This window comes from Vibrio sp. ED002 (assembly GCF_023277445.1).
GTDB classification, from domain to species: domain Bacteria; phylum Pseudomonadota; class Gammaproteobacteria; order Enterobacterales; family Vibrionaceae; genus Vibrio; species Vibrio jasicida.
The window spans coordinates 2,263,443-2,287,831 of sequence record NZ_CP080238.1 but is presented as its reverse complement, the minus strand read 5'-3'; the positions used below and the strand labels follow the sequence as shown (position 1 = coordinate 2,287,831).

General features: G+C 45.7%; 23 protein-coding genes. 15 read left to right on the top strand and 8 right to left on the bottom strand.

The annotated features are described in order from the left end of the window. Positions 1-26 precede the first annotated feature (26 nt). Positions 27-491: a transcriptional regulator AsnC gene (gene asnC, locus ITG12_RS10570; protein ID WP_038869962.1), complete on the bottom strand. Its 465-nt coding sequence runs from the start codon at positions 489-491 to the stop codon at positions 27-29. 115 nt (positions 492-606) lie between these two features. Here asnC and ITG12_RS10565 point away from each other — a divergent pair, with 115 nt between their 5' ends. From ITG12_RS10565 to ITG12_RS10555, 3 genes are all read left to right on the top strand, one after another. Continuing rightward, positions 607-3,732 (top strand): EAL domain-containing protein, encoded by a 3,126-nt coding sequence (locus ITG12_RS10565; protein ID WP_038877043.1) that lies wholly within the window; start codon positions 607-609, stop codon positions 3,730-3,732. Positions 3,733-3,837: 105 nt separating this feature from the next. Continuing rightward, positions 3,838-4,617, top strand: coding sequence for a class I SAM-dependent methyltransferase (locus tag ITG12_RS10560; protein WP_038877041.1), 780 nt, complete (start codon positions 3,838-3,840; stop codon positions 4,615-4,617). A gap of 205 nt (positions 4,618-4,822) precedes the next feature. Beyond that, positions 4,823-5,416 carry a hypothetical protein gene (locus ITG12_RS10555; RefSeq protein ID WP_038877039.1) on the top strand — a complete coding sequence of 198 codons (594 nt, stop codon included), beginning with the start codon at positions 4,823-4,825 and terminating at the stop codon, positions 5,414-5,416. A 76-nt stretch (positions 5,417-5,492) separates the two neighbouring features. Here ITG12_RS10555 and ITG12_RS10550 read toward each other — a convergent pair whose 3' ends face one another. Beyond that, complete coding sequence (locus ITG12_RS10550) at positions 5,493-6,371, bottom strand: carboxylate/amino acid/amine transporter (protein WP_038869969.1); 879 nt, start codon at positions 6,369-6,371, stop codon at positions 5,493-5,495. Between the two features lie 73 nt (positions 6,372-6,444). Next, entirely contained in the window at positions 6,445-6,870 is a 426-nt protein-coding gene (uspA, locus tag ITG12_RS10545) for a universal stress protein UspA (RefSeq protein WP_038869971.1), read from the bottom strand. 219 nt (positions 6,871-7,089) lie between these two features. On the opposite strand from uspA, the gene ftnA reads away from it, so the two are divergent. The 3 genes from ftnA to ITG12_RS10530 all read left to right on the top strand — a co-directional run bounded on the left by ftnA (position 7,090) and on the right by ITG12_RS10530 (position 9,637). Continuing rightward, positions 7,090-7,617, top strand: a complete 528-nt coding sequence (gene ftnA / locus ITG12_RS10540) for a non-heme ferritin (RefSeq protein ID WP_038869973.1) — start codon at positions 7,090-7,092, stop codon at positions 7,615-7,617. Between the two features lie 90 nt (positions 7,618-7,707). Next, a complete protein-coding gene (uspB, locus tag ITG12_RS10535) occupies positions 7,708-8,031 on the top strand; it encodes a universal stress protein UspB (protein ID WP_038869975.1) in 324 nt (107 codons plus the stop codon). A gap of 412 nt (positions 8,032-8,443) precedes the next feature. Beyond that, positions 8,444-9,637: an NAD(P)/FAD-dependent oxidoreductase gene (locus ITG12_RS10530; RefSeq protein ID WP_248873055.1), complete on the top strand. Its 1,194-nt coding sequence runs from the start codon at positions 8,444-8,446 to the stop codon at positions 9,635-9,637. A gap of 51 nt (positions 9,638-9,688) precedes the next feature. On the opposite strand, the gene ITG12_RS10525 is transcribed toward ITG12_RS10530, so the two are convergent. From ITG12_RS10525 to ITG12_RS10510, 4 genes are all read right to left on the bottom strand, one after another. Continuing rightward, complete coding sequence (locus tag ITG12_RS10525) at positions 9,689-10,129, bottom strand: hypothetical protein (RefSeq protein WP_038877032.1); 441 nt, start codon at positions 10,127-10,129, stop codon at positions 9,689-9,691. A gap of 2 nt (positions 10,130-10,131) precedes the next feature. Continuing rightward, a complete protein-coding gene (locus ITG12_RS10520) occupies positions 10,132-10,575 on the bottom strand; it encodes a hypothetical protein (protein ID WP_038877030.1) in 444 nt (147 codons plus the stop codon). Between the two features lie 138 nt (positions 10,576-10,713). Next, a complete protein-coding gene (locus ITG12_RS10515; protein WP_038877028.1) occupies positions 10,714-13,161 on the bottom strand; it encodes a GGDEF and EAL domain-containing protein in 2,448 nt (815 codons plus the stop codon). Between the two features lie 195 nt (positions 13,162-13,356). Beyond that, positions 13,357-14,265 (bottom strand): DMT family transporter, encoded by a 909-nt coding sequence (locus ITG12_RS10510; protein ID WP_038877026.1) that lies wholly within the window; start codon positions 14,263-14,265, stop codon positions 13,357-13,359. 169 nt (positions 14,266-14,434) lie between these two features. Here ITG12_RS10510 and rmuC point away from each other — a divergent pair, with 169 nt between their 5' ends. The 7 genes from rmuC (at position 14,435) to tatC (ending at position 20,623) form a co-directional block, all read left to right on the top strand. After that, a complete protein-coding gene (gene rmuC / locus ITG12_RS10505; RefSeq protein ID WP_038877024.1) occupies positions 14,435-15,967 on the top strand; it encodes a DNA recombination protein RmuC in 1,533 nt (510 codons plus the stop codon). A 78-nt stretch (positions 15,968-16,045) separates the two neighbouring features. Beyond that, complete coding sequence (gene ubiE / locus ITG12_RS10500; RefSeq protein ID WP_038869997.1) at positions 16,046-16,825, top strand: bifunctional demethylmenaquinone methyltransferase/2-methoxy-6-polyprenyl-1,4-benzoquinol methylase UbiE; 780 nt, start codon at positions 16,046-16,048, stop codon at positions 16,823-16,825. An 11-nt stretch (positions 16,826-16,836) separates the two neighbouring features. After that, positions 16,837-17,472 carry an SCP2 domain-containing protein gene (locus ITG12_RS10495; protein ID WP_038877021.1) on the top strand — a complete coding sequence of 212 codons (636 nt, stop codon included), beginning with the start codon at positions 16,837-16,839 and terminating at the stop codon, positions 17,470-17,472. After that, a complete protein-coding gene (gene ubiB / locus ITG12_RS10490; RefSeq protein WP_038877019.1) occupies positions 17,469-19,103 on the top strand; it encodes a ubiquinone biosynthesis regulatory protein kinase UbiB in 1,635 nt (544 codons plus the stop codon). The genes ITG12_RS10495 and ubiB overlap by 4 nt, the downstream gene beginning before the upstream one ends. A gap of 48 nt (positions 19,104-19,151) precedes the next feature. After that, complete coding sequence (gene tatA, locus ITG12_RS10485; RefSeq protein ID WP_038877017.1) at positions 19,152-19,400, top strand: Sec-independent protein translocase subunit TatA; 249 nt, start codon at positions 19,152-19,154, stop codon at positions 19,398-19,400. A 3-nt stretch (positions 19,401-19,403) separates the two neighbouring features. After that, positions 19,404-19,802 (top strand): Sec-independent protein translocase protein TatB, encoded by a 399-nt coding sequence (gene tatB, locus ITG12_RS10480; RefSeq protein ID WP_038870003.1) that lies wholly within the window; start codon positions 19,404-19,406, stop codon positions 19,800-19,802. A 68-nt stretch (positions 19,803-19,870) separates the two neighbouring features. After that, positions 19,871-20,623: a twin-arginine translocase subunit TatC gene (gene tatC, locus ITG12_RS10475; RefSeq protein ID WP_038870004.1), complete on the top strand. Its 753-nt coding sequence runs from the start codon at positions 19,871-19,873 to the stop codon at positions 20,621-20,623. A gap of 1,083 nt (positions 20,624-21,706) precedes the next feature. On the opposite strand, the gene ITG12_RS10470 is transcribed toward tatC, so the two are convergent. After that, the gene (locus tag ITG12_RS10470) at positions 21,707-22,471 is read right to left on the bottom strand and encodes a TatD family hydrolase (RefSeq protein WP_038877015.1); all 765 of its coding nucleotides are present in this window, start codon (positions 22,469-22,471) and stop codon (positions 21,707-21,709) included. A 186-nt stretch (positions 22,472-22,657) separates the two neighbouring features. On the opposite strand from ITG12_RS10470, the gene hemB reads away from it, so the two are divergent. Next, positions 22,658-23,719, top strand: a complete 1,062-nt coding sequence (gene hemB / locus ITG12_RS10465; RefSeq protein WP_038877013.1) for a porphobilinogen synthase — start codon at positions 22,658-22,660, stop codon at positions 23,717-23,719. Positions 23,720-23,844: 125 nt separating this feature from the next. Next, entirely contained in the window at positions 23,845-24,279 is a 435-nt protein-coding gene (locus ITG12_RS10460; protein WP_038877011.1) for a GNAT family N-acetyltransferase, read from the top strand. Positions 24,280-24,389: the final 110 nt, after the last annotated feature.

Sequence of the window (24,389 nt, the reverse complement as noted above, 5' to 3'; positions counted from 1 at the left end):
GGCTTTTATTTTATGGATTCAGCGTTTTATGGATTTACGTTGCGATTAATTGGGTTTTGCAGCGAAATCAGGGTTTCTGTAGATTGGACTTCATCAATAGCCTGCAGCTTATCAATCAATACAAACTGCAGTTCTTCAATCGATTTGCACATCAATTTGACGAATATGTTATACGCGCCCGTGGTGTAGTAAGCTTCCACCACTTCATCGAGGGCGTTGAGTTTTTCCAACGCAGAGTGATAGTCACGTGCGGCATTGAGATTAATGCCAATAAAGCAACACACGTCATATCCTAGCTTTTTGGTGTTGACGATCACCTCAGTACCTTCGATGATGTCCGCCGCTTTCATTTTCTCGATACGAACGTGGATCGTTGCAGGGCTAACATCAAATTGTTTTGCCATTTCTGCATAAGGCGTTCGAGCATCGGCCATCAGCGTTTTTAGAATGGCACGATCAAGATCGTCGAGTTTCGGCAGCGTCGCATTCATACAATGTTTTCCGTTGGGTATGAGGTGTAAAATTCATTTTATACGCACAGCGGGCCGGATTCACAAGGTTTTAGCAGGGATAACCGCGAGGTAGCTCTGATGTCATGGAGTTGATGTGCCACTTTTTCTGTTTTTTATCGCGATGTTGTTCAGTGCGATCGTATCGGCGCAAGAGCAAAAAGTACTTGTTGTACATTCCTACCACCAAGGTTTCTTTTGGACCGACTCTATTCAGCGCGGTTTTGCCCAGCAACTTGAAGATTACCCACTCGATATTCGAGTTTTGTACCTTGACTCTAAGCGCAGCCAAAGCCAGCACTTCTTCAATCAACTCGAATCACTTTATCGCACCAAGCTGAGCGAAGAGCATTTCGATGCGATTGTCGTCAGTGATAACAATGCACTTGCTCTGATGCAGCGTTTGTCAGACGTATTGCAAAATACGCCAGTCATTTTTAGTGGCATCAACAATTACATTCCTACTTTGCATCAGGGACTAAAAGCCACAGGCGTGATCGAAGATATTGATTTGCTTGCCAACCTTACGCTTATCGAGCGATTACACCCAAAGCATAAGCAGATTCTTGTCGTTAGTGATCATTCGGTCACTGGATTAGCGCTTCGAGCTCAAATAGAAGAATTTCTTGATAAAAACCCGCAATATCGCGACAAAGTTCGTCATCTTGTTCCTGACAATGTCGATATGTTGAAACAGGAAGTTTCGCGACTGAACATTGAGAATGTGGTGCTATTTTGGACTTACTACCGCGATATTAATGGCAATGTTGCCACGGACAAGGATTGGCGAGACATCAATCAAGCATCGAACGCGCCTTTATTTATGGTGCACGATATTGGGTTGGGTCATGGTGCTGTGGGTGGTGTGATTCAAAGTGGTTATCGTCAAGGTTTTGAGGCGGCAAAGTTATTGGCCTATGTGCTGGGTAACCCAACGCAGCCGTTGCCAGCGGTAGTGCGCGCGGAATCGGACATTAAACTCGATTACCAATCGGTCGTCCGCTGGGGATTGGGGGCTGAACAAGAGGCATCGTCGGTGTTCTTCAATAAGCCCGCAGAATTTACCGAGCGCTATGCAAAAGAGATCAAATTGTTTGGTAGCCTATTTATCGTCATGGTGATGGTGATTGTGCTGCTGAGTTACTACTTGCAGCGTATTCGCCGTAGCGAGAGTATTGCCCGTGAAAGCCAAGCGATTTTGGAGTCGGTATTCGACCAGAGCATGCAGTATATGGGGATTCTCGACCACCATGGTTTGCTCAACTCGGGCAACGATCGTCTGCAGTCTTTGCTTTATCATCAGGATATACGTCTCGATCGTCCACTTTGGCATCATAAACACTGGAGTGAAGACGCACGTCAGTTGCTCGCAAACTATTTTCAGTCTCAGAATCGTAATGTGGCGACCTTTGAAGCTGAAATCTGGAGCACAGAACATGGCGCGATGGTACTGGAAGTGTCGTTAAAGCCGTTTTCTCAACAAGTGGGTGACCAAGAACAATACTTGTTTGAAGCGCGTGATATCACTAGCCGAAAAGCAATGGAAGACAAGCTTTATCAGCGTGAGTCGAGCTTGCGTAGTTACTACGAACAGCAACCTGTGATGATGGTGACATTAGATAATAATAATCGGATTCAAGAGGTGAACCGCTTTGCTCAGCAGCTTTTAGGTTATCAACCGTTGGATATGCTGGGTCATCACTTGTGTGCATTCTACTCTGACGAAAAAGCACTGTACCCCCGCCAAGTGCTACTTCAACCACAGCAAGTGATGCATGGGGTTTGGCGTCGTGAAATTGAGTATCGTCATGCCGATGGTCATTCTGTTTGGGTTCGTGAAAATATCCGTCCATTGAGGGATTCTGACCAATTGCTGATCGTCGGTGAAGACATCACGGAAACCAAAAAGCTTGCTAAACAACTGGAATATCAAGCAAGTTACGATCTGCTGACCGATACCTACAACCGCAACTATTTTGAACTCGAACTGCAAACGGCGTTACGAGAAGTGGAAAGCCATCGTCGTGTGCATGCCATGCTTTATCTCGACCTCGATCAGTTAAAAGTCTTGAACGATACGGTGGGACATGACGCAGGCGATGCGGCCATTCAGTTTTGCGCTAGCATGCTTGAAGAAGTGCTGCCTCATAACGCGGTGCTTGCGCGCATGGGTGGTGATGAATTTGCCGTATTGCTCAAGGATTGCGATGAATATGGCGCGATCAGCGTTGCTAAACACATTATCTCAACATTAAGCGAGCAGCTATTTCGTTGGGAAGACACGCGTTTGTTCATGAGTTGCTCGGTGGGCATTCGTATTATTGACCACACCGCCGAGACGCCACAAATGGTTCACGCTCAGGCAGACTCTGCGTGTCACGTCGCCAAAGAGCAGGGTCGTAATCGCTATAACCTGTTCAGTTTAGACAATGAAGAGCTGCAGCGTCGCCAGCTCGAAATGCAGAGCGTTAACTTAGTGCATGAGGCATTGTCGAATAAGCGTTTGGAATTGTTTGCTCAACAAATACTGAATTTGCGTGGTGAAGGTTCGCCGCTGTGCTTTGAGATTCTAGTACGTATCCGTGATGCTCAAGGCAACTACTTGTCTCCAGGTATTTTTATGCCAGCTTCAGAGCGCTACAACATCGCGCACTGGATTGATAAGCAAGTTATCACCCAAACACTTGAGTGGTTTGAAGCGCGTCCCGAGGTGGTGGAAAAGCTCGGTCGCTGCGCGATTAACTTGTCCGGCCAATCGATGGGTAATCAAGAGTTTATCGACTTCTTATTGGAGCGTTTGCAGCTGTCTTCTATTCCTTGTGAGAAGATTTGTTTAGAGATCACCGAGACCGCTGCGATGAGCAATATTGATCAAGCGCTTGGCTTCTTCACTCGGGTTAAAGCGTTGGGATGCTTGATTGCATTGGACGATTTTGGTTCTGGTCTATCTTCTTTTGGCTACTTGAAGCAACTTCCTGTCGATATCGTGAAAATTGATGGCCTTTTCGTGCGAGATATCAACACGAACGAAATGGATCGTGTCATGGTGCGCTCGATTAACGACCTTGCGAAGCAATTAGGTAAGGTCACAGTTGCTGAGTTTGTGGAAAACGACCAAATTACCGAACACTTAAAAGCACTGGGTGTGGATTACGGACAAGGCTATGCGATTGGTCACCCTCAGCCATTGGCTGAATTGGTCGAAGCACTTCAACCACTTTAAACGGACGACACTATTCTCTACCTAGATTGTCCTCAACCTAGCAATTGGAGGCGGGTTGGGTATACACTCAGCGCCAGTTAAACCGATTTTTACTGGAGCCTCCTTTTGCAACTGCAATTGATTTGTGAAGACCCATCTCAACAGTCTCACCTTGATGAACTCGCTGCGCGTTGGCAGCTTTCTCACACAGACGACAGTGACTTTGCTTTAGTTCTAACGACAGATCGTTTAGAGCTACGTAAAGTGGACGAGCCAAAGCTGGGTGCGATCTTTGTTGATTTGATTGGCGGTGCAGTGGGGCATCGTCGTAAGTTCGGTGGCGGTAAAGGGCAAGCGATCGCAAAAGCGGCGGGTCTAAATAAAGGAGCAACACCAACCATTCTAGATGGCACGGCCGGTTTGGGTCGTGATGCATTCGTTTTGGCGTCATTAGGTTGCAAAGTCCAAATGGTGGAACGTCACCCTGTGGTAGCAGCGTTGCTGGATGATGGCTTGGCTCGCGCGAAGCACGATCCAGAAATTGGTGCTTGGGTGTCAGAGCGTATGTCGCTGATCCACGCTTCTAGTCATGACGCCCTCGACCAATTAGCGCAAGATAAAGACTTCGTGCAGCCAGATGTAGTCTACCTTGATCCAATGTACCCTCATCCTGAGAACAAAAAGAAATCGGCACTCGTGAAGAAAGAGATGCGTGTGTTTCAATCGTTGGTGGGTGCCGACCTTGATGCAGATGGCTTGCTGGCACCAGCAATGGCATTGGCGAGTAAACGTGTGGTGGTGAAGCGCCCTGATTACGCCAACTGGCTAGCTGAACAAAAACCAAGCATGGCGATTGAGACCAAAAAGAATCGTTTCGATGTCTATGTGAAGGCGTCTATGGCGTAATTCGACTAAACGACTGACAATAAAAAACTTCTTCTCACAGCGCCCGATTTGGCGCTGTATTTGTATCTGGCATTTGCTCAGCTTATTGATACTTTTCTCTTGCTAATTCGGCACTCTGACTGTATATCTAACTAAGAATTATTATTATTACACTTTGTTTGATGCAGTCGCTGATAGTCAGAAATTAGATAGCTGGAGTAGTAGCATGGCGAAACGTTTATGTAAGATGAGCCGAAAGCAAATCGCTGAGAGTTTGGGTGATATTCACCGCTTGGTGGTTGCGCCTAAATTCGTTTGTCGTTCTTGTGCCCGCTCTTCTGCATCAAAAGATTCTTTGTGTAAGCCTGCTGCTATTCCTCCTCAGAGTTGCCAAGATAAACCAATTGCCGAACAACAAGCTTGTGGGTTATTGGCAGAAGCGTTGCCAAGTCATTCTCTTGCTCAAGAGGCACCTATTATGATGACGGCTGAGCAAAATATTGAAAAAGCGGCGATCGTTAAGCGCGTAGTGGAACGAGTTAAAGAGAAAAAATTGGCAGCGAAAGTAGCAGCCGCAACTACCCAGCTAGAGACGCCAGCTATGTTTGATTTGTCAGATAAAAAAGCGCTGAAAAAGGCGAAGAAAGCGGTTAAGAAACACTATAAGCAGCAAAAGAAGTTGCTTAAGTTAGCCAAAAAGCAGCAAAAATTGCTCAAACGTCAGCGCAAGCTTGAAGCGCGTAATGCCAAGCTAGAAGTATTGTTACCAACGCCATCCACTGCGTTGGTGAGTGCAAGCTCGCAAGCCAAAATGCATTAATCGAATCGACAAATAAAAAACGCTCTCCAGTTGGAGAGCGTTTTTTATTGTTGGAATGTTTGTTGGGATCGATGTGTTACTTATTGGCGTAACTCATCTCTACGCGCTTCTTCACCCAAGTCTCGTTAATCCACAGCGACAGCATGATGATCGCGCCGCCAATGGCGAGTCGCATTACATCAACATCACGGTTCCAAATGACAATGTTCACTATCAAACCTGCTGGAACTAACGCATTGTTCATTACCGCAAGTGCACCTGCGTTGACCATGGTTGCCCCTTTGTTCCACGCAAAGTAACCAAAGCCTGATGCAATTAAACCAAGGTAAGTCAAAATGCCCCATTGCGTTGCTGTTGTCGGCATCTTGTCTAAGTTGCCCATCAAAGCAAAGGCGACGGTCGCTACGCACAATGCCCCTAAATAGAAGTAACCAAATACTGTGTGCTGTGGCAATTCCACAGGTTCGGTTTCCATAATGTATTTATAACCTACCTGGCCAATAGCAAAGCACAAATTGGCGCCCTGTACGACCAAGAAGCCGATCAAGAAGTTCTCATTGATGCCTGCAAATTTAATCCACGCAGCACCCAGTACTGCAATTGCTGCTGTGACCAAATACCAAGGCGAGAAACGGCCTTTCAAAAAGTCATAAATCAAGGTGACGTAAATAGGGGTAAATACGGTGAACAACAGCACTTCTGGTACAGAAAGGAGTAAGAAAGATTGGTAGTAGAAGCAATACATTAACCCGAGTTGGAAGCCACCAACGATCATCAATTTCGCGATCAGAGATTTGCTTACGCCACGGAATTTTAAGAAAGGTATGAACACGACGCTCGCCAGTGCGACACGCATGAAGACAGAAAACCAAGAATCGACCTGACCGGCAAGGTAAACGCCGATCAGGCTAAATGAGAATGCCCAAAGTAGGGTAACTGCGGATAGATAAGCCATAATAGATGAGAATCTTTATCAACAACAAAGGTGCCCGCAGTCTAACCAAGTTTTGTCGTTGCGCCAATCCAAATTAGTCTTTTAGCGGTACGACCAGCATATCGACAGGCGAGCAGTTAATAAGTTGACGCGTCGAGGACAGAATCTTGCTCCAGAAATCTTGGTGGTGCCCACAAACGACCAAATCGATGTTGTAGTCTTGAATGGTATCGCACAGCTCATTATTCAGATCCCCACTACCCACTAAAGTATGCGTAATTGGGTATTCTGCGAACTCTTCAAAATTGGCCAGCTGTGTACGGGATGCTTCCATCGCTTGATGTTGTGCCTCGGCCATATTGATATCGATAAGACCCGTGTAAAGCTCGGCGTAATTCACATCGATATGAATGAAAGAGACTTTCGCATCAAGAGGCTTAGCCAGTGATACGGCTTTCTTAATCAATACTTTACTGTCGTCTGAAAGGTCGACTGCCACAAGTATGTGTTTATAACTCATATTGATATCTCCTTGATAAGGTCATAGTGTCAGATTAGCACTAAGTGTCAGATAATTTTGCTGAAGTGATCTCATATCAATATCGTGGGTACAAACTCTTGCCTCAGTAATCATGTTATAGTGGGTTATACCCAAGTGACTTTAGACCAATCATCCTCGCTGAGCCTGCTCAGCTCGAGGTTACTTGGGTATATTGCATGCACATTAATAGGAGTTAACATGCTGTCTCAAACTATGGTTGAACAATTGAATGAGCAAATTAACCTAGAATTTTTCTCATCCAATCTATACTTACAAATGAGTGCTTGGTGTGAAGACAAAGGTTTTGAAGGTGCGGCTGAATTTTTACGTGCACACGCCGTAGAAGAAATGGAGCACATGCAACGTCTTTTCACTTATGTAAGCGAAACCGGCTCAATGCCAATCCTAGGTGCAATTGAAGCTCCTAAGCATGATTTCGCAAGCCTAGGCGATGTTTTCCGTGAAACCTACGAACATGAGCAAATGATCACGGAAAGAATCAACAAATTGGCGCATGTTGCATTTACAAGCCAAGACTACTCAACGTTTAACTTCCTGCAGTGGTACGTGGCTGAACAGCACGAAGAAGAGAAGTTGTTTAAAGGGATTTTAGATAAGATCGAATTGGTAGGTGAAGACGGCAAAGCATTGTTCTTCATTGACAAAGATCTGGCACAAATGGCAAAAGAAGGTTCATCTTCAATTATGGATGCTCCAGCTGCATAACGCGTTCTCAACGCGCTAAGTAGCGGGTAAAGGACGAAGCATTGATCGTCTTTTTCTCTTGAGCATCATTGAAGATGTAGGGAGGAAAAGATGATCAGTGGAGACACAATCTTATTTGCGCTAATGGTGGTGACGGGAGTTAATATGGTCCGTTATCTCACCGCTCTTCGTTCTCTTATTTACATCATGCGTGAAGCGCATCCTTTGCTTTATCAGCAGGTGGATGGCAATGGATTTTTCACCACCCATGGCAATGTCACTAAACAAGTGAGGTTGTTCCATTACATCAAAAGTAAAGAGTACGACCATCATCATGACGAAGTCTTTACTGGCAAGTGTGAAAGGGTTCGCGGATTATTCATTTTATCGACCGCTTTACTCGGTGTGACCCTACTGGGGGCCTTTATTCTCTAGGTCATCAAGCAGTGCTTGGAATTTAAGCGCTTTTCCCATTCGACATTTGTCGTTAGAATAGCGCCCGCAGAAAGCAAGGATGTGCAATGAGCACATCCTTTTTTATTTGTGGACATACCCAAGTGACTTCAAGATGCAGAGTTCAGAGCATTGTCATTGATTTGACTTCAAGGAAAACAACGCAGCGTAATAGCCAGCTCTTTCCAAGTTGTTTGACGTAGAAATCGGGTCAATGACACGCTCCCGAAGGGCGAGTTGCCTTGGTTTGTATACTTTGTTGTCGATTTTTGATTTAGACCCACTAAACCTTTAAATCGCCGCCGCGTCTACAAACCAAGTCATCCTCGCTGAACCAAGCATCTCGAGGTTACTTGGGTATAAACCAATTTAAATAAGTAATTGAGCGTTACCAATGAGTAAGAAATTTGATGTTGTTGTAATTGGCGCAGGTGCGGCAGGTTTGATGTGTGCGGCAGAAGCCGGCAAACGTGGACGCAATGTGCTCGTGCTGGATCATGCAAAAAAGCCAGGACGTAAAATCCTTATCTCAGGTGGTGGTCGTTGTAACTTCACTAACTACGACGTCTCAGCGAGCAACTACTTATGTCAAAACCCACATTTCGTGAAATCGGCGCTATCGCAGTACACCAACTGGGACTTTATCTCGATGGTCAGCAAGCATGGCATTGAGTTTGAAGAGCGCGATCATGGACAGTTATTCTGTGTTGATGCATTTACCGCAAAAGACATCGTTAAGATGCTGCTAGCAGAATGCGATATGCCAAATATCCAACAGCGTTACCAATGCGATGTGCATTCTATTGAGAAAACCGATGCAGGCTTTCGTCTGCATGCCGGCACTGAAAACATCGAGTGTGAATCTTTAGTGGTGGCAACAGGCGGCCTGTCGATGCCTAAGCTTGGCGCGACGCCATTTGGCTACAAGATTGCTGAGCAGTTTGAGCTTCCGGTGATTACTACTACGGCAGGTCTAGTACCGTTTACGCTGCATAAAGAAGACAAAGAAGATTTTGCTGAGCTATCGGGCATTGCGATTCCAGCAGAAATCACCGCGCAAGACGGCACCATGTTCAAAGAAGCGTTGCTGTTTACCCACCGCGGCTTGTCGGGCCCTTCGGTACTACAAATCTCTTCGTTCTGGAGAGTGGGTCAAAAGGTGACGATTAACCTCGTTCCAAACGACGACATCGCTGAACTACTAGAACGCAGTCGCGAGAAGCATCCGAACCAATCCCTAAAGAACACGCTAGCAAAAGTGCTACCAAAACGTTTGGTTGAAGTGTTGATTGAACGTAAAGAATTAGCAGACAAACCACTTAAGCAGTTCAACCAGAAAGAGATGACGACCATCGTTGAGCGTTTAGAGAGCTGGGCAGTAGCACCAAACGGCACGGAAGGTTACCGCACTGCAGAAGTGACCCTAGGCGGCGTAGATACTGATCACCTGTCTTCAAAAACCATGGAATGTAAGAACATCAAAGGCTTGTACTTCATCGGTGAAGTGATGGACGTAACCGGCTGGTTAGGTGGCTATAACTTCCAATGGTGTTGGTCGAGCGGCTTTGTCGCTGGGCAGTGGGTTTAAGCAAAATTTTCTGCAGGCTGAGCGTCGTCTCAGCTCAGCCTATCCTTCACTTCAAAACACCATATAGTCTCGTGGGCATGTCGCTTTGGTTGGGAACTCTTTTTCTGAGTTATGCAGCTGCACATCGATGTGCGATATCAATGCTTGGCTATTTTCTATCTCATATTCAATATTGAACGTGATGTGCTCATCGTTTGAGTTTTTGCCATTCACGCTAAGGCAGCCATAGTCGTTGAAATGCACCTCATAGACACTGCTTGTAGACCTCATCAAGTGTTTGAACAGTAACTGTTCTTTTGTTGTTGGAGAGCTTACCTCAATATCTGTGAGTGCCTCCTCCGAGAAATACTGCCAATAAGTCTCTGAGATATTTTCCTCTGATGCGTTTGCCAAATAGTTAGCATAGGTTGCGAGTAATGAGGGCGGGGTTGGTTTGCTAATTGCAGTGAAACTCCATAGCAACGTAGCAGCGAGCAAAAAGAAATTCTTCATTTCTACATTCCCATTGCTGTAGCTAGTTGGCGCTCTATCTGAGCTGGTCTGTTCTTGTAAGCCCTTGCCGCTCTGCAAAGTAATCCAGAGCAAGACAGGATAAGCTCTTCTGCATTAAAAATACCTTTAACGGAGACGCTGAAGAACCCCCATGTCATCGTCCCTGAGTATTCAACGTTTCCATCTTCGGCAATTTTAAAACTTACCCCAATCCTTTTTACTTCGACGCCAAGCTCTTCCAGAACACCTTTGCCTTTGAAGGTAACAATTCCTGCTTTACCAGAAAGGACGCAATCACCGTTTTGATTGACAGTTAGTTTTGCATTTCCGGCTTTCAACATGATAGATGTCGTTATTCCTTTTTTGGACGAGTAAGCCACTTCAATGAGCTTGGCTATGGTGATTTTGAACTCAGTTTGAGAGACAGAGCTTTTTTTGACAGTCATAATTCTTCCCCTACTTAATTTGAAGTGAGGGTGCTCTCATATGCATTCGTGTGTCTAATAAGTTGGTAGAAGTTTTGAGTTACCCCCCATGAAATAAGATTCCGTTTCATTGGAGGGTATATTTTTTGCGAACGATCTCTAACGAAACAACTTCTCTGCGCGAACTGGGGCGCTAAAACGGAAGCCTTGCCCGTAGATACAGCCGTGCTCATATAGGTATTGTGCTTGTTCGTCGGTTTCGATGCCTTCCGCGACTACCTTAAGTGATAGGGTTTGGCCCATGGCGATGATGGCATTCACAATCGCGTTGCTGTCGGTGTTGCTTGGTAGATCGCTAACAAAAGAACGGTCGATTTTCAGCTTATTGATTGGTAAGCCTTTCAAGTACGACAATGACGAATAACCAGTACCAAAGTCATCCAAAGAAATCTCAATACCTAACTCGCGTAGTAAGTTAAGTGATGCGATCGCTTGTTGTGGATCTATTAATAAGAAGCTTTCGGTGATTTCTAACTCTAAACGATGAGCTGGGAATTTTGTCTCTTTAAGAATGACGCCCAGCTTAGTAATAAAATCGGATTGCTGAAGTTGGAGTGCCGATACGTTAACCGCGAGCTTACCAAAATCAATGCCGCTATCTAGCCAAGCTCGCCCTTGTAAACATGCTTGTTCAAGTACCCATTTCCCAATGCTTTGAATAAGGCCTGTTTTTTCTGCAATTGGAATGAAGTCTGCCGGAGAAATAACCCCAAGCTCTGGGTGCTGCCAGCGCAGTAATGCTTCGACGCCAACCAACTCGTTCTCACTAAGGTTGTACTGCGGTTGGTATGCCAAATGCAGTTGGTTTTTCTCGATGGCTTCATGCAAGGCCGATTGCATTCTGACATGAGTGACCGACTTATCTGTTAAGTCTGGAGAGTAAAATGCGTAGCCATTTCGACCGTTTTTCTTCGCCAAGTACATAGCGGTGTCTGCATTCTTCAACAAGGTTTCGCTGTCTTGGCCATCTTGCGGGTAACGTGCTACGCCAACGCTGGTGGAGATGCGTAACGCTTCGTTTTTACTGACTTCAAAAGGTCGATTGAATAAGCTAAGAATGTCTTCAATGGTGTCGATAAGTTGTGATTCAGAGTCGATATTCGGCAATATGATGACAAACTCATCACCGCCTATTCGTGCAATGTGCGCGCGTAAATGTAGGACTTCTTGAAAGCGTTCTGCGAGTTTCGTTAGTAATTGATCACCACAGAAGTGCCCCATGCTGTCGTTGATGTGTTTGAAATGGTCAATGTCGAGGAATAACGTTGCAAAGGCGTGGTCGTGCTTTTGTCCACTTTCAATGTGTTGCTCGAGAAGGCTAATCAGATGTGTTCGGTTGGGAAGGTTTGTTAGTGGGTCATAAAATGCCATGCGTTGCAGCTTTTCTTCGTGCGCTTTACGTACTGAGATGTCTTCGAACACGCAGATGTAGTTTATCAGATGATTTTTATCGTCCATCACCGCACTGATAGTGGCTAATTGCGGGTAAATGCTGCCATCTTTTTTGCGGTTGATGAATTCGCCTTTCCATTGGCCTTTGGTTTCCAACTGGTGCCAAAGTGTCTTGTAAAAGGCTCCATCATGATGCCCTGACCGCAGAATATTAGGGTTCTTACCAATCACTTCTTCGGCTGCATAGCCTGTAATATGAGTAAAGGCACTGTTTACATCGAGGATGTTCGCTTTGCGATCAGTAATCACCATTCCTTCATGGGAGTTGTCGAAGATTTTCGATGCGAGTGAGAGCTGAGTTTCGACCATTTTTCGGCGTGTGACGTTTCTTGTCATCCCCAAAATACCAATTAATTCACCACTGTGATCTCGGATCGGCGATTTGATGGTTTCAAGCCAGGTGGGGTTGTTGTTGTCATCTATCAGGGTGCATTCTTCAACGGTGTTTTGGCTGCCAGTCGCGATCACTAATTGGTCGGTGTCGATGAACTTCTTAGCTCGTTTGCTGCTGAACAATTCAAAGTCATTCTTACCAACAATGTCGCTGCCGGTCATTTGCCATGAGTTTTCCACGCTGCGATTGGTCATGGCATAGCGACCGTCGGTACTCTTTATCCACGTATGATCTTCTAAACAATCGATGAACTCTTGCAGGGTCGGCAGCGATTCTGGCAATTGAACTTGATGGCGCTGTTGTTCTTTAAGGTAGGTTTGGCTTATGTCAAAGCTAATTCGTCCAGCGATGGCGCTTAACCAAGCCGCCACCGTTTGCTTCTGTTGGTTTGGATGAACCAAAGCCAGAGCTGCAAACAATTTTCCGTTGGGCAACCAAACAGGGCAGTAGCTTAATGTTTGTGACTCAAAGGAAACTTGTTCAGCATCGAAGTGAGCAGGTTGGAATCGGTCGGTCGCGATATCTAAAATCGCTACAATTTCGCGGTGGTGCTGCGGTGATGTGGCGACTTCACTCAGTCGCCATTGATGAGTGTAGCTAAATTTATAGAGCTGACCGTGCGCCTTAGTGGCATCACAGCACTGTTGCAGAGCGAGTTTCCAGTCTGTCATCAATGCAGGAGAGATAGCGAAGCGAAACATAGTTAATAAAGCATCCTGAGCGCCCTTGGATTTGTGTTGTTAACATCTGATTAGACGTTCATATCGGGCTTTGGCTATATCGTATCCAAAGCCCGAACAAATCCAAGCAAGGAACACTTCATTAATCGAGTAAACTGTTAGCTAGCTCTCTTTTTTATAAATCGCGTCTCATTTTTGCAATGGTTTCGGACGTCATCATTGAACGGTGTTCGCCTGTTTTTGCTTTTTGCCGAACTTCACTTGTTGAATCACCAAGCCACTGATGATCAGCACTAAGCCAATCAAAGTGGATGGGTGAATCTCTTCACCAATGATGGTCGCAAGCAGCATGAGCGAGATGAATGGTGAAGCAAAAATCAGGTTGCTGATGCGTGCGGTGTTCTCGGTGAGCTTGAGTGCCGTTAGCCACAATACAAAGGTGATGCCCATTTCAAACAAGCCGACATAAGTCACTGCTGCCCAGCCTTTGGCTGTGATTTGGCCCCAATTCGCGCCTTCATAAATACTTAAACCAATCGCAAATGGAATCGCAACCAAGAAGCCAAGTAAGACACCTACCACAGGGTCGGCTTTGTTTTTGGTATTAAGAATCCAGTAGCTTGCCCAAAGCAGGGTCGAAAGTAATGCCAAGCCAACACCAAGCGGACTTTCGAATTCCATTCCTAACACGTTACCTTTAGTGGCAATCACGATGACGCCCAAATAACTAAAACCACAAGCAATCCAGTCTTTATTGCGGATCTTCTGACCCAAGAAAACCGCCGCCATCAAGGTGAGCGTGATCGCCCAACTGTAGTTGATCGCCTGCGCTTGAGAGGCTGGCAGTAAGTCGTATGCTTTAAACAAGATAAGGTAATACGCCAGTGGGTTAATCAATCCGAGCAGTAAGTAGTACCAAGGATTGGCAAGAAACGTTGAGCTGAGCTGATTCAACTTGCCCTGCACGCCACATACCGTGATAAGTGCGATAGCCGAAACAATACTCGCTATGGTAAGCATCTGAATCGGTGAGAATTCCGCCAAAGTCAATTTAAATGCGGTCGCTACTGTTGACCAAAGTAATACCGCTGATAGCCCAAATCCTAGGGCGCGACGCTCGTTCATGATGCCTCTGTGTGATGATGTACCGCTCATCGCTATTGGTTTGAGCAGGTGTGAGTATGTTGTACGGAGCGCCTAGTGTATGCGAGGATTTTTCATCCAACAAACTGGACATTTATCCAGTATGTAAATACCATTATTAAAGATACAAAACACAGGCTAACTCGCTATTATGCAATGGATTCTTGAGCATCAATCTCTCATTCTGTCTTCTCTTTTTACCGCGACCATCAGCGGTGTTGCAGTGGGTTGGTGGGTTAAACAACGCTTTGCCACGCAAACTCAATTGCTCGAACAACAGCTCTCCTCTGAAAAACAGCTTCATCAACAACAACTTGAACAGGTGAAGCAAAGCCTCGCCGATGCGCAGCAAGAACTAGATGAACTTGATGACGAGCGCGACAAAGCAGCATTCGAAGTGCGCCAAACTCACGGTAAATTGATGGCCGCGATGGAAAAGCTGCGCTATTTCGAAGCAGTGAAGCAAGAGCGTCAGCAGTATTTTGATGAACTAGGGCAGATGCGAGAGCATAAATCGCGTCTTGAAACCCAACTTGGTGAGCAGCAAGCGCGACACGAACAAATCAGCCAAACCAATGCTGAAAAACTGCAAATTCTTGAGCAAGCAGAAGTGCGTTTGAAGCAGCAATTTGAACACCTAGCGAATCAGTTGTTTGAAGAGAAAACCGCCAAAGTCGACATGCAAAACCGTCAGAGTTTGGAAGGTTTGCTGTCTCCACTCAAAGAGCAACTGGAAGGGTTCAAGAAACAAGTCAACGACAGCTTTAGCCAAGAAGCCAAAGAGCGTCACACCTTGGTGCATGAGTTGAAGAACCTGCAACGTTTGAATGAGCATATGACCCGAGAAGCGGTCAATCTGACTCAAGCTCTGAAAGGTGACAACAAGCAGCAAGGCAACTGGGGTGAAGTGGTTCTGGCTCGTGTGTTGGCAGAATCTGGTTTGCGTGAAGGGCACGAGTACCAAACTCAGGTGAGCTTGCAAAACGAAGCAGGCAAACGCTATCAGCCGGATGTGATAGTTCACTTACCGCAAAACAAACAAGTGGTGGTCGATTCGAAAATGGCGCTGGTGGCGTACGAGCGCTACTTCAACGCAGAGAACGACATTCAACGAGAGCAAGCGCTGAGCGATCACCTAGCCGCGCTGCGCGCGCACATCAAAGGCTTGAGCCTTAAAGATTACCATCAGCTAAAAGGCATTCAAAGCCTAGACTACGTACTGATGTTTATTCCGGTGGAACCTGCATTTCAAGTGGCGATACAAGCTGACCCGAGCTTGGTCAAAGACGCGATGGAGCAAAACATTATTTTGGTCAGCCCGACCACTTTGCTGGTGGCGCTACGTACGATAGATAACTTGTGGCGTAACGAACGCCAAAATGAAAACGCTCAGTTGATCGCTGAACGAGCGGCAAAATTGTACGACAAACTGCGTTTGTTTGTTGATGATATGGAAGGGCTGGGCGGTGCACTAGACAAAGCCAACCAAACGTACCAAGGCGCAATGAATAAGCTAGCAACAGGGCGAGGCAACGTGATCCGTCAAGCGGAAAGCTTTAAGCAACTAGGAGTGGAAGTAAAACGTCCAATCTCGCCAGATCTTGCTCAGTTGGCGCAGACAGAGTCATTTTCGGAAAATGCTTCTTTAGTAGAAAGACATCCGGCTGAGGATAAAGTAAACTAATCGCCCGCAGTACAGTGGGCGACCCTATTTGTTATCAACCGCCCCGAAGTGAAAAAGTGCTGCCCAAGAGGAATCAGAATGACGGACACAAGTGTGCAATCAAATACAGCGTTAGATAACGACACTACCCACTTTGGTTTTACCACAGTGGCAAAAGACGAAAAAGTGACCAAAGTTGCCGAAGTTTTCCACTCAGTGGCAGCAAAATACGACATCATGAATGACTTGATGTCAGGTGGTGTTCACCGCCTTTGGAAGCGTTTTACTATTGATTGCAGTGGCGCTCGTCCGGGACAACGCGTTCTCGATCTAGGTGGTGGTACAGGCGATTTAACAGCGAAATTCTCACGCATTGTTGGCGACCAAGGTCACGTGATCCTTGCGGACATCAACAACTCAATGCTGAATGTCGGTCGTGACAAACTGCGTGATAACGGCATTGTGGGTAACGTGCATTACGTTCAAGCGAACGCAGAAGAACTGCCGTTCCCAGATGACTACTTTGACGTGATCACTATCAGTTTCTGTCTACGTAACGTCACTGATAAAGACAAAGCGCTGCGCTCTATGTTCCGCGTATTGAAGCCAGGTGGTCGTTTGTTGGTACTTGAGTTCTCAAAACCAATCCTAGACCCACTATCAAAAGTGTACGACGCGTACTCGTTCCACCTATTGCCAAAAATGGGTGAGCTAGTGGCAAATGACGCAGACAGCTACCGTTACCTAGCAGAATCTATCCGTATGCACCCAGACCAAGAAACACTGGAAGGCATGATGAAAGAAGCGGGCTTCGAAAACACCAAATACTACAACCTAACGGGTGGTATTGTGGCGCTGCACCGCGGCTACAAGTTCTAAGGATAAGCGGTATGCCATTTGAACCTCTTATCACTGCCGTTATTGAAACGACACTAAATACGCTGATTAAAGATGACCCTGGATTGGGTCGTCGTTTGTCACGTCTTAAAGGTCAGGTGATTCAAATTCACCTCAAAGAAATCAATAAGACGCTGACGTTCATCTTCAGCCAGCAAATCGATGTTTTGGGCAATTACGAAGGTCAGCCAGATTGTTATCTGTCGCTGAATCTAAGCGTACTTCCTGAGCTGCGCGATCAAGCCAACATCACTCGCCTTATCAAGCAAGACAAACTTGAGCTTGAAGGTGACATCCAACTTGCACAGAAATTCTCTCAATTGATGGTCGATTGCAAGCCAGATATTGAAGAGTGGCTGTCTCGAGTGACGGGGGATGTCGTGGCACATACCTTTGTGCAAGGCACCAAAAACATCGGTGGTTTCTTTGCTTCTCAAGCGGAAAAACACCAACGCCACCTTGCTCAAGTGGTAACAGAAGAATGGAAATTGGCGCCAGCACCGCTGGAAATCGCCCACTTCTGTGACCAAGTAGATGACGTTCGCAGTCAAGCTTCTCGTGTCGAAGCGCGCCTAAACGTACTACTAAATAAGTTCGACTCGGATAAGCCTGCGCTGGAGAACTCATGACGCCAGCAGAAATAAAGCGCTTATATCAAATCATTAAAGTTCAGCTAGAATACGGCTTGGATGAGTTGTTGCCAGATCATCAACTGACCAAAGCGCCGCTTTTGATGCGCAAAAGCTTATTCTGGATTAAGAACAAGCACCCAGAGAAACCGTTAGGTGAGCGTCTTCGTCTCGCTCTGCAAGAACTAGGTCCGGTTTGGATTAAGTTTGGTCAGATGATGTCGACCCGCCGTGACCTTTTCCCTCCACATATCGCTGATCCTCTTGCGCTTTTGCAAGACCAAGTTGCGCCATTTGATGGGCAGTTAGCGAAAGAACAAATGGAACTCGCTCTGGGCGGTCCATTAGAAAACTGGTTTACTGAATTTGATATCAAACCGTTAGCGTCTGCGTCGATTGCTCAGGTGCATACCGCGCGATTAAAAGACACTAACCAAGAAGTGGTATTAAAGGTCATCCGTCCAGATATTCGTCCGGTCATTGATTCAGATCTAAAACTGATGCACCGAATGGCGCGTATAGTCGCCGGAGCGATGCCTGAAGCACGTCGTTTGAAACCAGTTGAAGTGGTTCGCGAGTACGAAAAAACCTTACTTGATGAACTCGATTTGCGTCGTGAAGCGGCGAACGCGATTCAACTGCGTCGCAACTTCGAAGGCAGTGAAGAGCTTTACGTACCAGAAGTTTTTCCTGACTTTAGTAATGAAACTGTCATGGTTTCTGAGCGAATATATGGCATCCAAGTCTCTGATATTGAAGGCTTGGAAGCGAATGGCACCAATATGAAATTGCTCGCGGAACGCGGTGTGAGAGTATTCTTCACTCAGGTGTTCCGAGACAGCTTTTTCCATGCCGACATGCACCCGGGCAACGTCTTCGTTAAACCGGAGCATCCAGATAATCCGATGTGGATTGGGCTGGATTGCGGGATCGTTGGTACACTTAACACTGAAGACAAACGCTATCTGGCGGAAAACTTCCTCGCTTTCTTCAATCGTGATTACCGCCGCGTAGCGGAATTGCACGTTGATTCGGGGTGGGTACCTGCCGATACCAATGTCGATGAATTTGAATTTGCGATTCGCATCGTGTGTGAACCAATCTTTGCTAAACCACTGTGTGAAATCTCTTTCGGTCACGTATTGTTGAATTTGTTCAACACTGCGCGTCGATTCAATATGGAAGTGCAACCGCAGCTTGTATTGCTACAAAAAACGCTGTTGTACGTCGAAGGACTGGGCCGCCAGTTGTACCCACAACTTGATTTGTGGGAGACCGCGAAGCCTTTCCTTGAAGAATGGATGATGAACCAAGTCGGTCCGCAAGCTTTAGTGAATGCCATTAAAGACCGCGCGCCGTTTTGGGCAGAGAAGTTACCGGAACTGCCGGAGCTGCTTTACGATAGCCTTAAACAAGGTAAAGCCATGAATCAACGCATGGATCAGCTTTATCAAGGTTACCGTCACAGCAAGCGTCAGCAGGCGACAGGAAAGTTTTTATTTGGTGTTGGAGCCACTTTAGTCGTATGCTCGGCAATATTGGTGGATAACGCTTATGAGCAGCTATCGATGGCCAGCGGTATCGCAGGTGTCACATTTTGGCTGCTTAGTTGGCGAGCTTATCGTCGATAGACGTTAAACTCTTGAAATAATTTTGTTTAAAGACCCGAGGTAAAAAGAATGGGTGGTATCAGTGTTTGGCAACTTTTAATCATTGCTGTAATTGTTGTATTGCTATTCGGAACTAAGAAACTGCGCGGTATCGGTGGCGATCTGGGTGGTGCCGTTAAGGGCTTCAAGAAAGCGATGAGCGAAGATGATTCTGCGAAGAAAGAAGACAAAGACGCAGACTTCGAGCCAAAAAGTTTAGAAGAGCAGCAAAAGAAAGAATCTGCTCCTGAAACGAAAAAAGACAAAGAGCAGGCGTAAAACGTGTTTGATATCGGTTTTTGGGAACTGGTATTAATATCTGTTGTTGGTCTGGTTGTTCTTGGTCCCGAGCGTTTGCCACATGCCATCCGCAGTGTCTCTCGTTTTGTCGGAGCAGCGAAGAGTATGGCAAATAGCGTCAAAGACGAATTGTCACACGAGCTAAAAGTCCAAGAACTGCAAGAAAACTTGCGTAAAGCTGAGCAAATGGGGATGGATGATCTGTCTCCTGAGCTAAAGTCTTCTGTTGAAGAACTGAAGAAAGCCGCGCAATCTGTAAACCGCCCTTACGCGGAACCAACCAAATCAGACGCAGAGCCGCAAGAAGCTGCAAAAGCGACTGAAACCGTTGAGAAAGCGGAAGAGATTAAGGTTACAGCGGCAGATAAGAAAGCCGAATAGTCTCATTAGGAGGAGCTACTAGACATTGGTAGCTCCTTTTTGATCTGGTTTTTAAAAAGAGGTTTGCCATGTCTACCGTCGAGCAGACACAACCTTTAATTAGTCATCTATTAGAACTTCGCAATCGACTGCTAAAAGCAATTGCCGCAGTATTGGTCGTGTTTGTTGGGCTAATTTATTTCTCCAACCACATTTATGAATTTGTTTCTGCACCTTTGGTAGAGCGTTTACCTGAAGGCGCGACGATGATCGCAACCGATGTGGCTTCACCCTTCTTTACACCGCTGAAGCTAACGCTTATCGCATCGGTGTTTGTCGCGGTGCCGTTTATTTTGTACCAAGTTTGGGCATTTGTGGCGCCCGGGTTGTACAAGCATGAACGTCGTTTGATCATGCCATTGTTGTTCTCGAGCTCACTGTTGTTCTATTGCGGCGTGGCGTTTGCCTACTTCGTGGTATTCCCGCTGGTGTTTGGCTTCTTTACTGCTATCTCTCTTGGTGGGGTAGAGTTCGCAACCGACATCTCGAGTTACCTTGATTTTGTTCTGGCGCTGTTTATGGCGTTTGGTATTGCGTTTGAAGTGCCTGTAGCGATTATCTTGCTATGTTGGACTGGCGCAACCACACCACAAGATCTGAAAGAGAAGCGCCCATACATTATTGTTTGTGCGTTTATTGTCGGCATGCTATTGACGCCGCCGGATATGATCTCGCAAACCCTTTTAGCAATCCCAATGTGTTTGCTGTTTGAGGTAGGCTTGTTCTTCGCACGTTTCTACACTCGCAAAGATGAAACGGAAGAGGCGGAAGCAGAAGAGTAATCTCTCCTTCTCAATAGAGAAAAGCGGCTTTTTCGAGCCGCTTTTTCGTTTTCTAAACCTAGCCAAACTATCTCACTCGCTTGATGTATCCACATCGTGAGCAAACATATACCTCTTTAATCCCCACTAATTTCTCCCAAAGCCTGCGCTGACGACGCTGTAAGTAACCCCCATGTTTGCACATACATATCCCTATTTTTATTGTTGTTTATTTGGGGAACTTTATGTGATGTTAGTTCCATTGTTAAATAAAGATTCTGTATTTGATTCAGTAGGTTATCTATCAAATCAATACAGTCACATTTAACGGAATAAAGTTCTAATTATCTGAGATGGAAGTATGGTGCACGTTTGAAACGAGTTTAAAGGTTATTAGGTGAAGTGAGTTTGACTGTGTAACGACTTGTAATGGTTGAAAGCGGGAAAGGCGACCCATGAAGAGCCACCTTATTGCGGTTGGATTGGACTGAGCCAATTATCTCAGCTTAAGGACATAACCGCATTTAGAACAGACATAAAGTTCTTTAATGCCGATTAGTTTTTGAATCCAACTGCGCTGCTGACGTTGCAAGTATACTCCATGATTACACATTATGAGTCCCATCTATTTTGATTTTATAAGCCGTCGGGCATTTTATGTGAAATTATTTCCATACTGCAATGATGTGAATAATATAGTTATCCATCTCAAATATATGATTTTTCTATACCATACGTAAAGATCCCATACGAGCTCAAAGTCAGACGGAGGTTCATAACGTTTTCGTCCAAGTTGTTCGCTTTGAAGTCGGGATAAAAAGTGTGACAAGTAGAGAAGAAATTATTTAACTCTGAGCATATATCCACATCGTGAACAGACGTAGACTTCTTTAATTCCGATCAGTTTTTGCCAAAAAGTTCGTCTGTGGCGCTGTAGGTAAATATTGTGTTTGCACTGTTCCATAAATTGCCCAACTCAATAAGTGTATGAGCAATATTAGGAATCTTAATGGCTCTGTCTCAATAGCACGGATTTTTGAATTTATCAGCCGGTGCTATAGAAATAGAGTAAGGTGACTGAATGTGAGGTCTATAACCCTGAGGCTATTTGAGGTTAAACAGCGCTTCTGCGTTTTTAGTCGTTCGGGTGTCGATAGCTTCAAGGCTTTCCCCACGAAGTTCGGCCACGCGCGCCGCCACTAGAGAAGTATAAGCTGGCTCGTTGCGTTTACCACGATGTGGTACAGGTGCAAGGTAAGGACAGTCTGTCTCTAGAATCACCCAATTCATGTCCAGGTGCGGGATAACTTTATCCATGCCGCCGTTTTTAAACGTAGAGACACCACCTAGACCTAAGTGGAATCCTAGCTCATTGATCGCTTGCGCTTCTTCTGCGCTGCCACCGAAACAGTGGAATACGCCACGCAAGCGGCCGTCTTGTTCTTGACGCAGTAAGGTCAGCGTTTCTTCAATCGAGTCACGTGTGTGGATAACGACAGGCAAATCCATCTCTTTTGCCCAGTTTAACTGAGTCACAAACGCCATTTCTTGTTCCGCGCGGAAGGTTTTATCCCAGTACAGGTCGATACCGATTTCACCCACTGCAATGAAGTTGTGCTTTTCAAACCAACCACGAATGATTTCTAGTGTTTGCTCAATATTGCCATCTACATAACATGGATGCAGACCCATCATTGAGCGACAAACCTCAGGATAAGCCGCCTCGGTTTTTAGCATCGGCTCAATAGATTCAAGATCGATGTTTGGTAGCAGAATTCTATCAATGCCTTGTTCTAAAGCACGTTTCACCACCTCGTCGCGGTCGTTATCAAATTCGCTAGCGTAAATATGAGCGTGAGTATCGATCATGGTTGGTCTCTATGGTTCATCGGTGTATGGAATTAGTGAGAAGTATACTTGAGTGTGAGTGCTGGGTCATTTTCGGTTTTTTTCATGCCGTTTTTCCATATTGCTGCTCGCAAGGTGCATCAAGAGTGATATGATTTTGCCACCAGATGATTTGATCATCGTAACCTTCCAGACAAGGAGAAAGTGGTGTCTGTATCAATTCAAGGTCCATTCCCTGCACGCCGTATGCGTCGTATGCGTAAGCACGATTTTAGTCGTCGTCTGATGGCTGAAAACCAAGTTTCAGTAAACGATCTGATTTACCCAATGTTCATTTTGATGGGCAAAGATCGTCGTGAAAGTGTTGAATCGATGCCGGGTGTAGAACGTTTGTCGATTGATTTAATGCTAGAAGAAGCACAATACCTAGCAAACCTAGGCGTACCAGCAATCGCGCTTTTCCCTGTCGTAAACCAAGACGCTAAAAGCTTATGTGCTGCTGAAGCTTACAACCCTGAAGGTTTGGTTCAGCGCGCAGTACGTGCATTAAAAGAGCACGTGCCTCAAATCGGTGTGATCACAGATGTGGCACTCGACCCGTTCACTACTCACGGCCAAGACGGCATCATCGATGAAGATGGCTACGTGATGAATGATGAGACAACCGAAGTTCTCGTAAAACAAGCGCTTTCTCACGCAGAAGCAGGCGCTGACGTGGTTGCACCATCAGACATGATGGATGGTCGTATCGGCAAAATCCGTGAAGCACTAGAAGAAGCGGGTCACATCCATACTCAAATCATGGCTTACTCTGCGAAATACGCATCAAACTACTACGGTCCATTCCGTGATGCCGTTGGTTCATCAGCGAACCTAAAAGGCGGCAACAAGAAAAACTACCAAATGGACCCTGCGAATACAGATGAAGCGCTACATGAAGTGGCTCTTGATATCAATGAAGGCGCTGACATGGTGATGGTTAAGCCAGGCATGCCTTACCTTGATGTGGTTCGCCGTGTTAAGGCTGAGCTTCAAGTTCCAACGTTCGCTTACCAAGTTTCGGGTGAGTACGCGATGCATAAAGCAGCCATCATGAATGGTTGGCTGAAAGAGCGCGAGACTGTGATGGAATCGCTACTTTGCTTCAAACGTGCAGGCGCAGATGGCATCCTGACTTACTTCGCGAAAGATGTAGCAGAGTGGCTAGCGGAAGAAAATGCACAACCTGCAGAGCACCTAGTCAAAGCGCAAGAAGCGACAGACGAGTAATTATCGCTCAATGAGAAAAGCCAGACCGACAATTGTTGTCGGTCTGAATATACCCAAGTAACCTCAAGACGGAATACACACGGCTTGAAGTTACTTGGGTATATTTATTTCTGGAGAGTAAGACAATGACAATGCTGATTCGTGAAGGCACGCTGGAAGAGGCGATCCAAGTGGTAGCTCGTGTTACTGAGTTTGCACATGGTGAGACGGTTGAATCCATGGCTGAGCGCCTAGGAGATAAAAAAAGTTTAATCCTAGTGGCTGAGAAAGCGGGGACGATCCTAGGTTTCAAAATCGGCTACGAGTTAGATGAATATACCTTCTACAGTTGGTTTGGTGGCGTAGCACCAGAAGCGCGCAATGAAGGCGTGGCGCAAATGTTATTAGAAGCGCAGGAGGAATGGGTAGTAGAGCAGGGCTACAAAACTTTAAAAGTGAAATCTCGTAACCAATTTCCTGCCATGCTTCGCTTGTTGCTAAGAAATGAATACATTATTGAAAAGTTTGAAGAAAAACCGAACTTACGTGAGTCTAGAGTACGCTTCATTAAGGCGCTATAAAAAATAAATGAGATTTTTTCTCATTTAGGTATTGACTGTTAAATGAGAATCATTATTATTAAACCTGTCTTAGGGAATGAGGAAAGTTCACAAGGACGTTGAATTGCTAA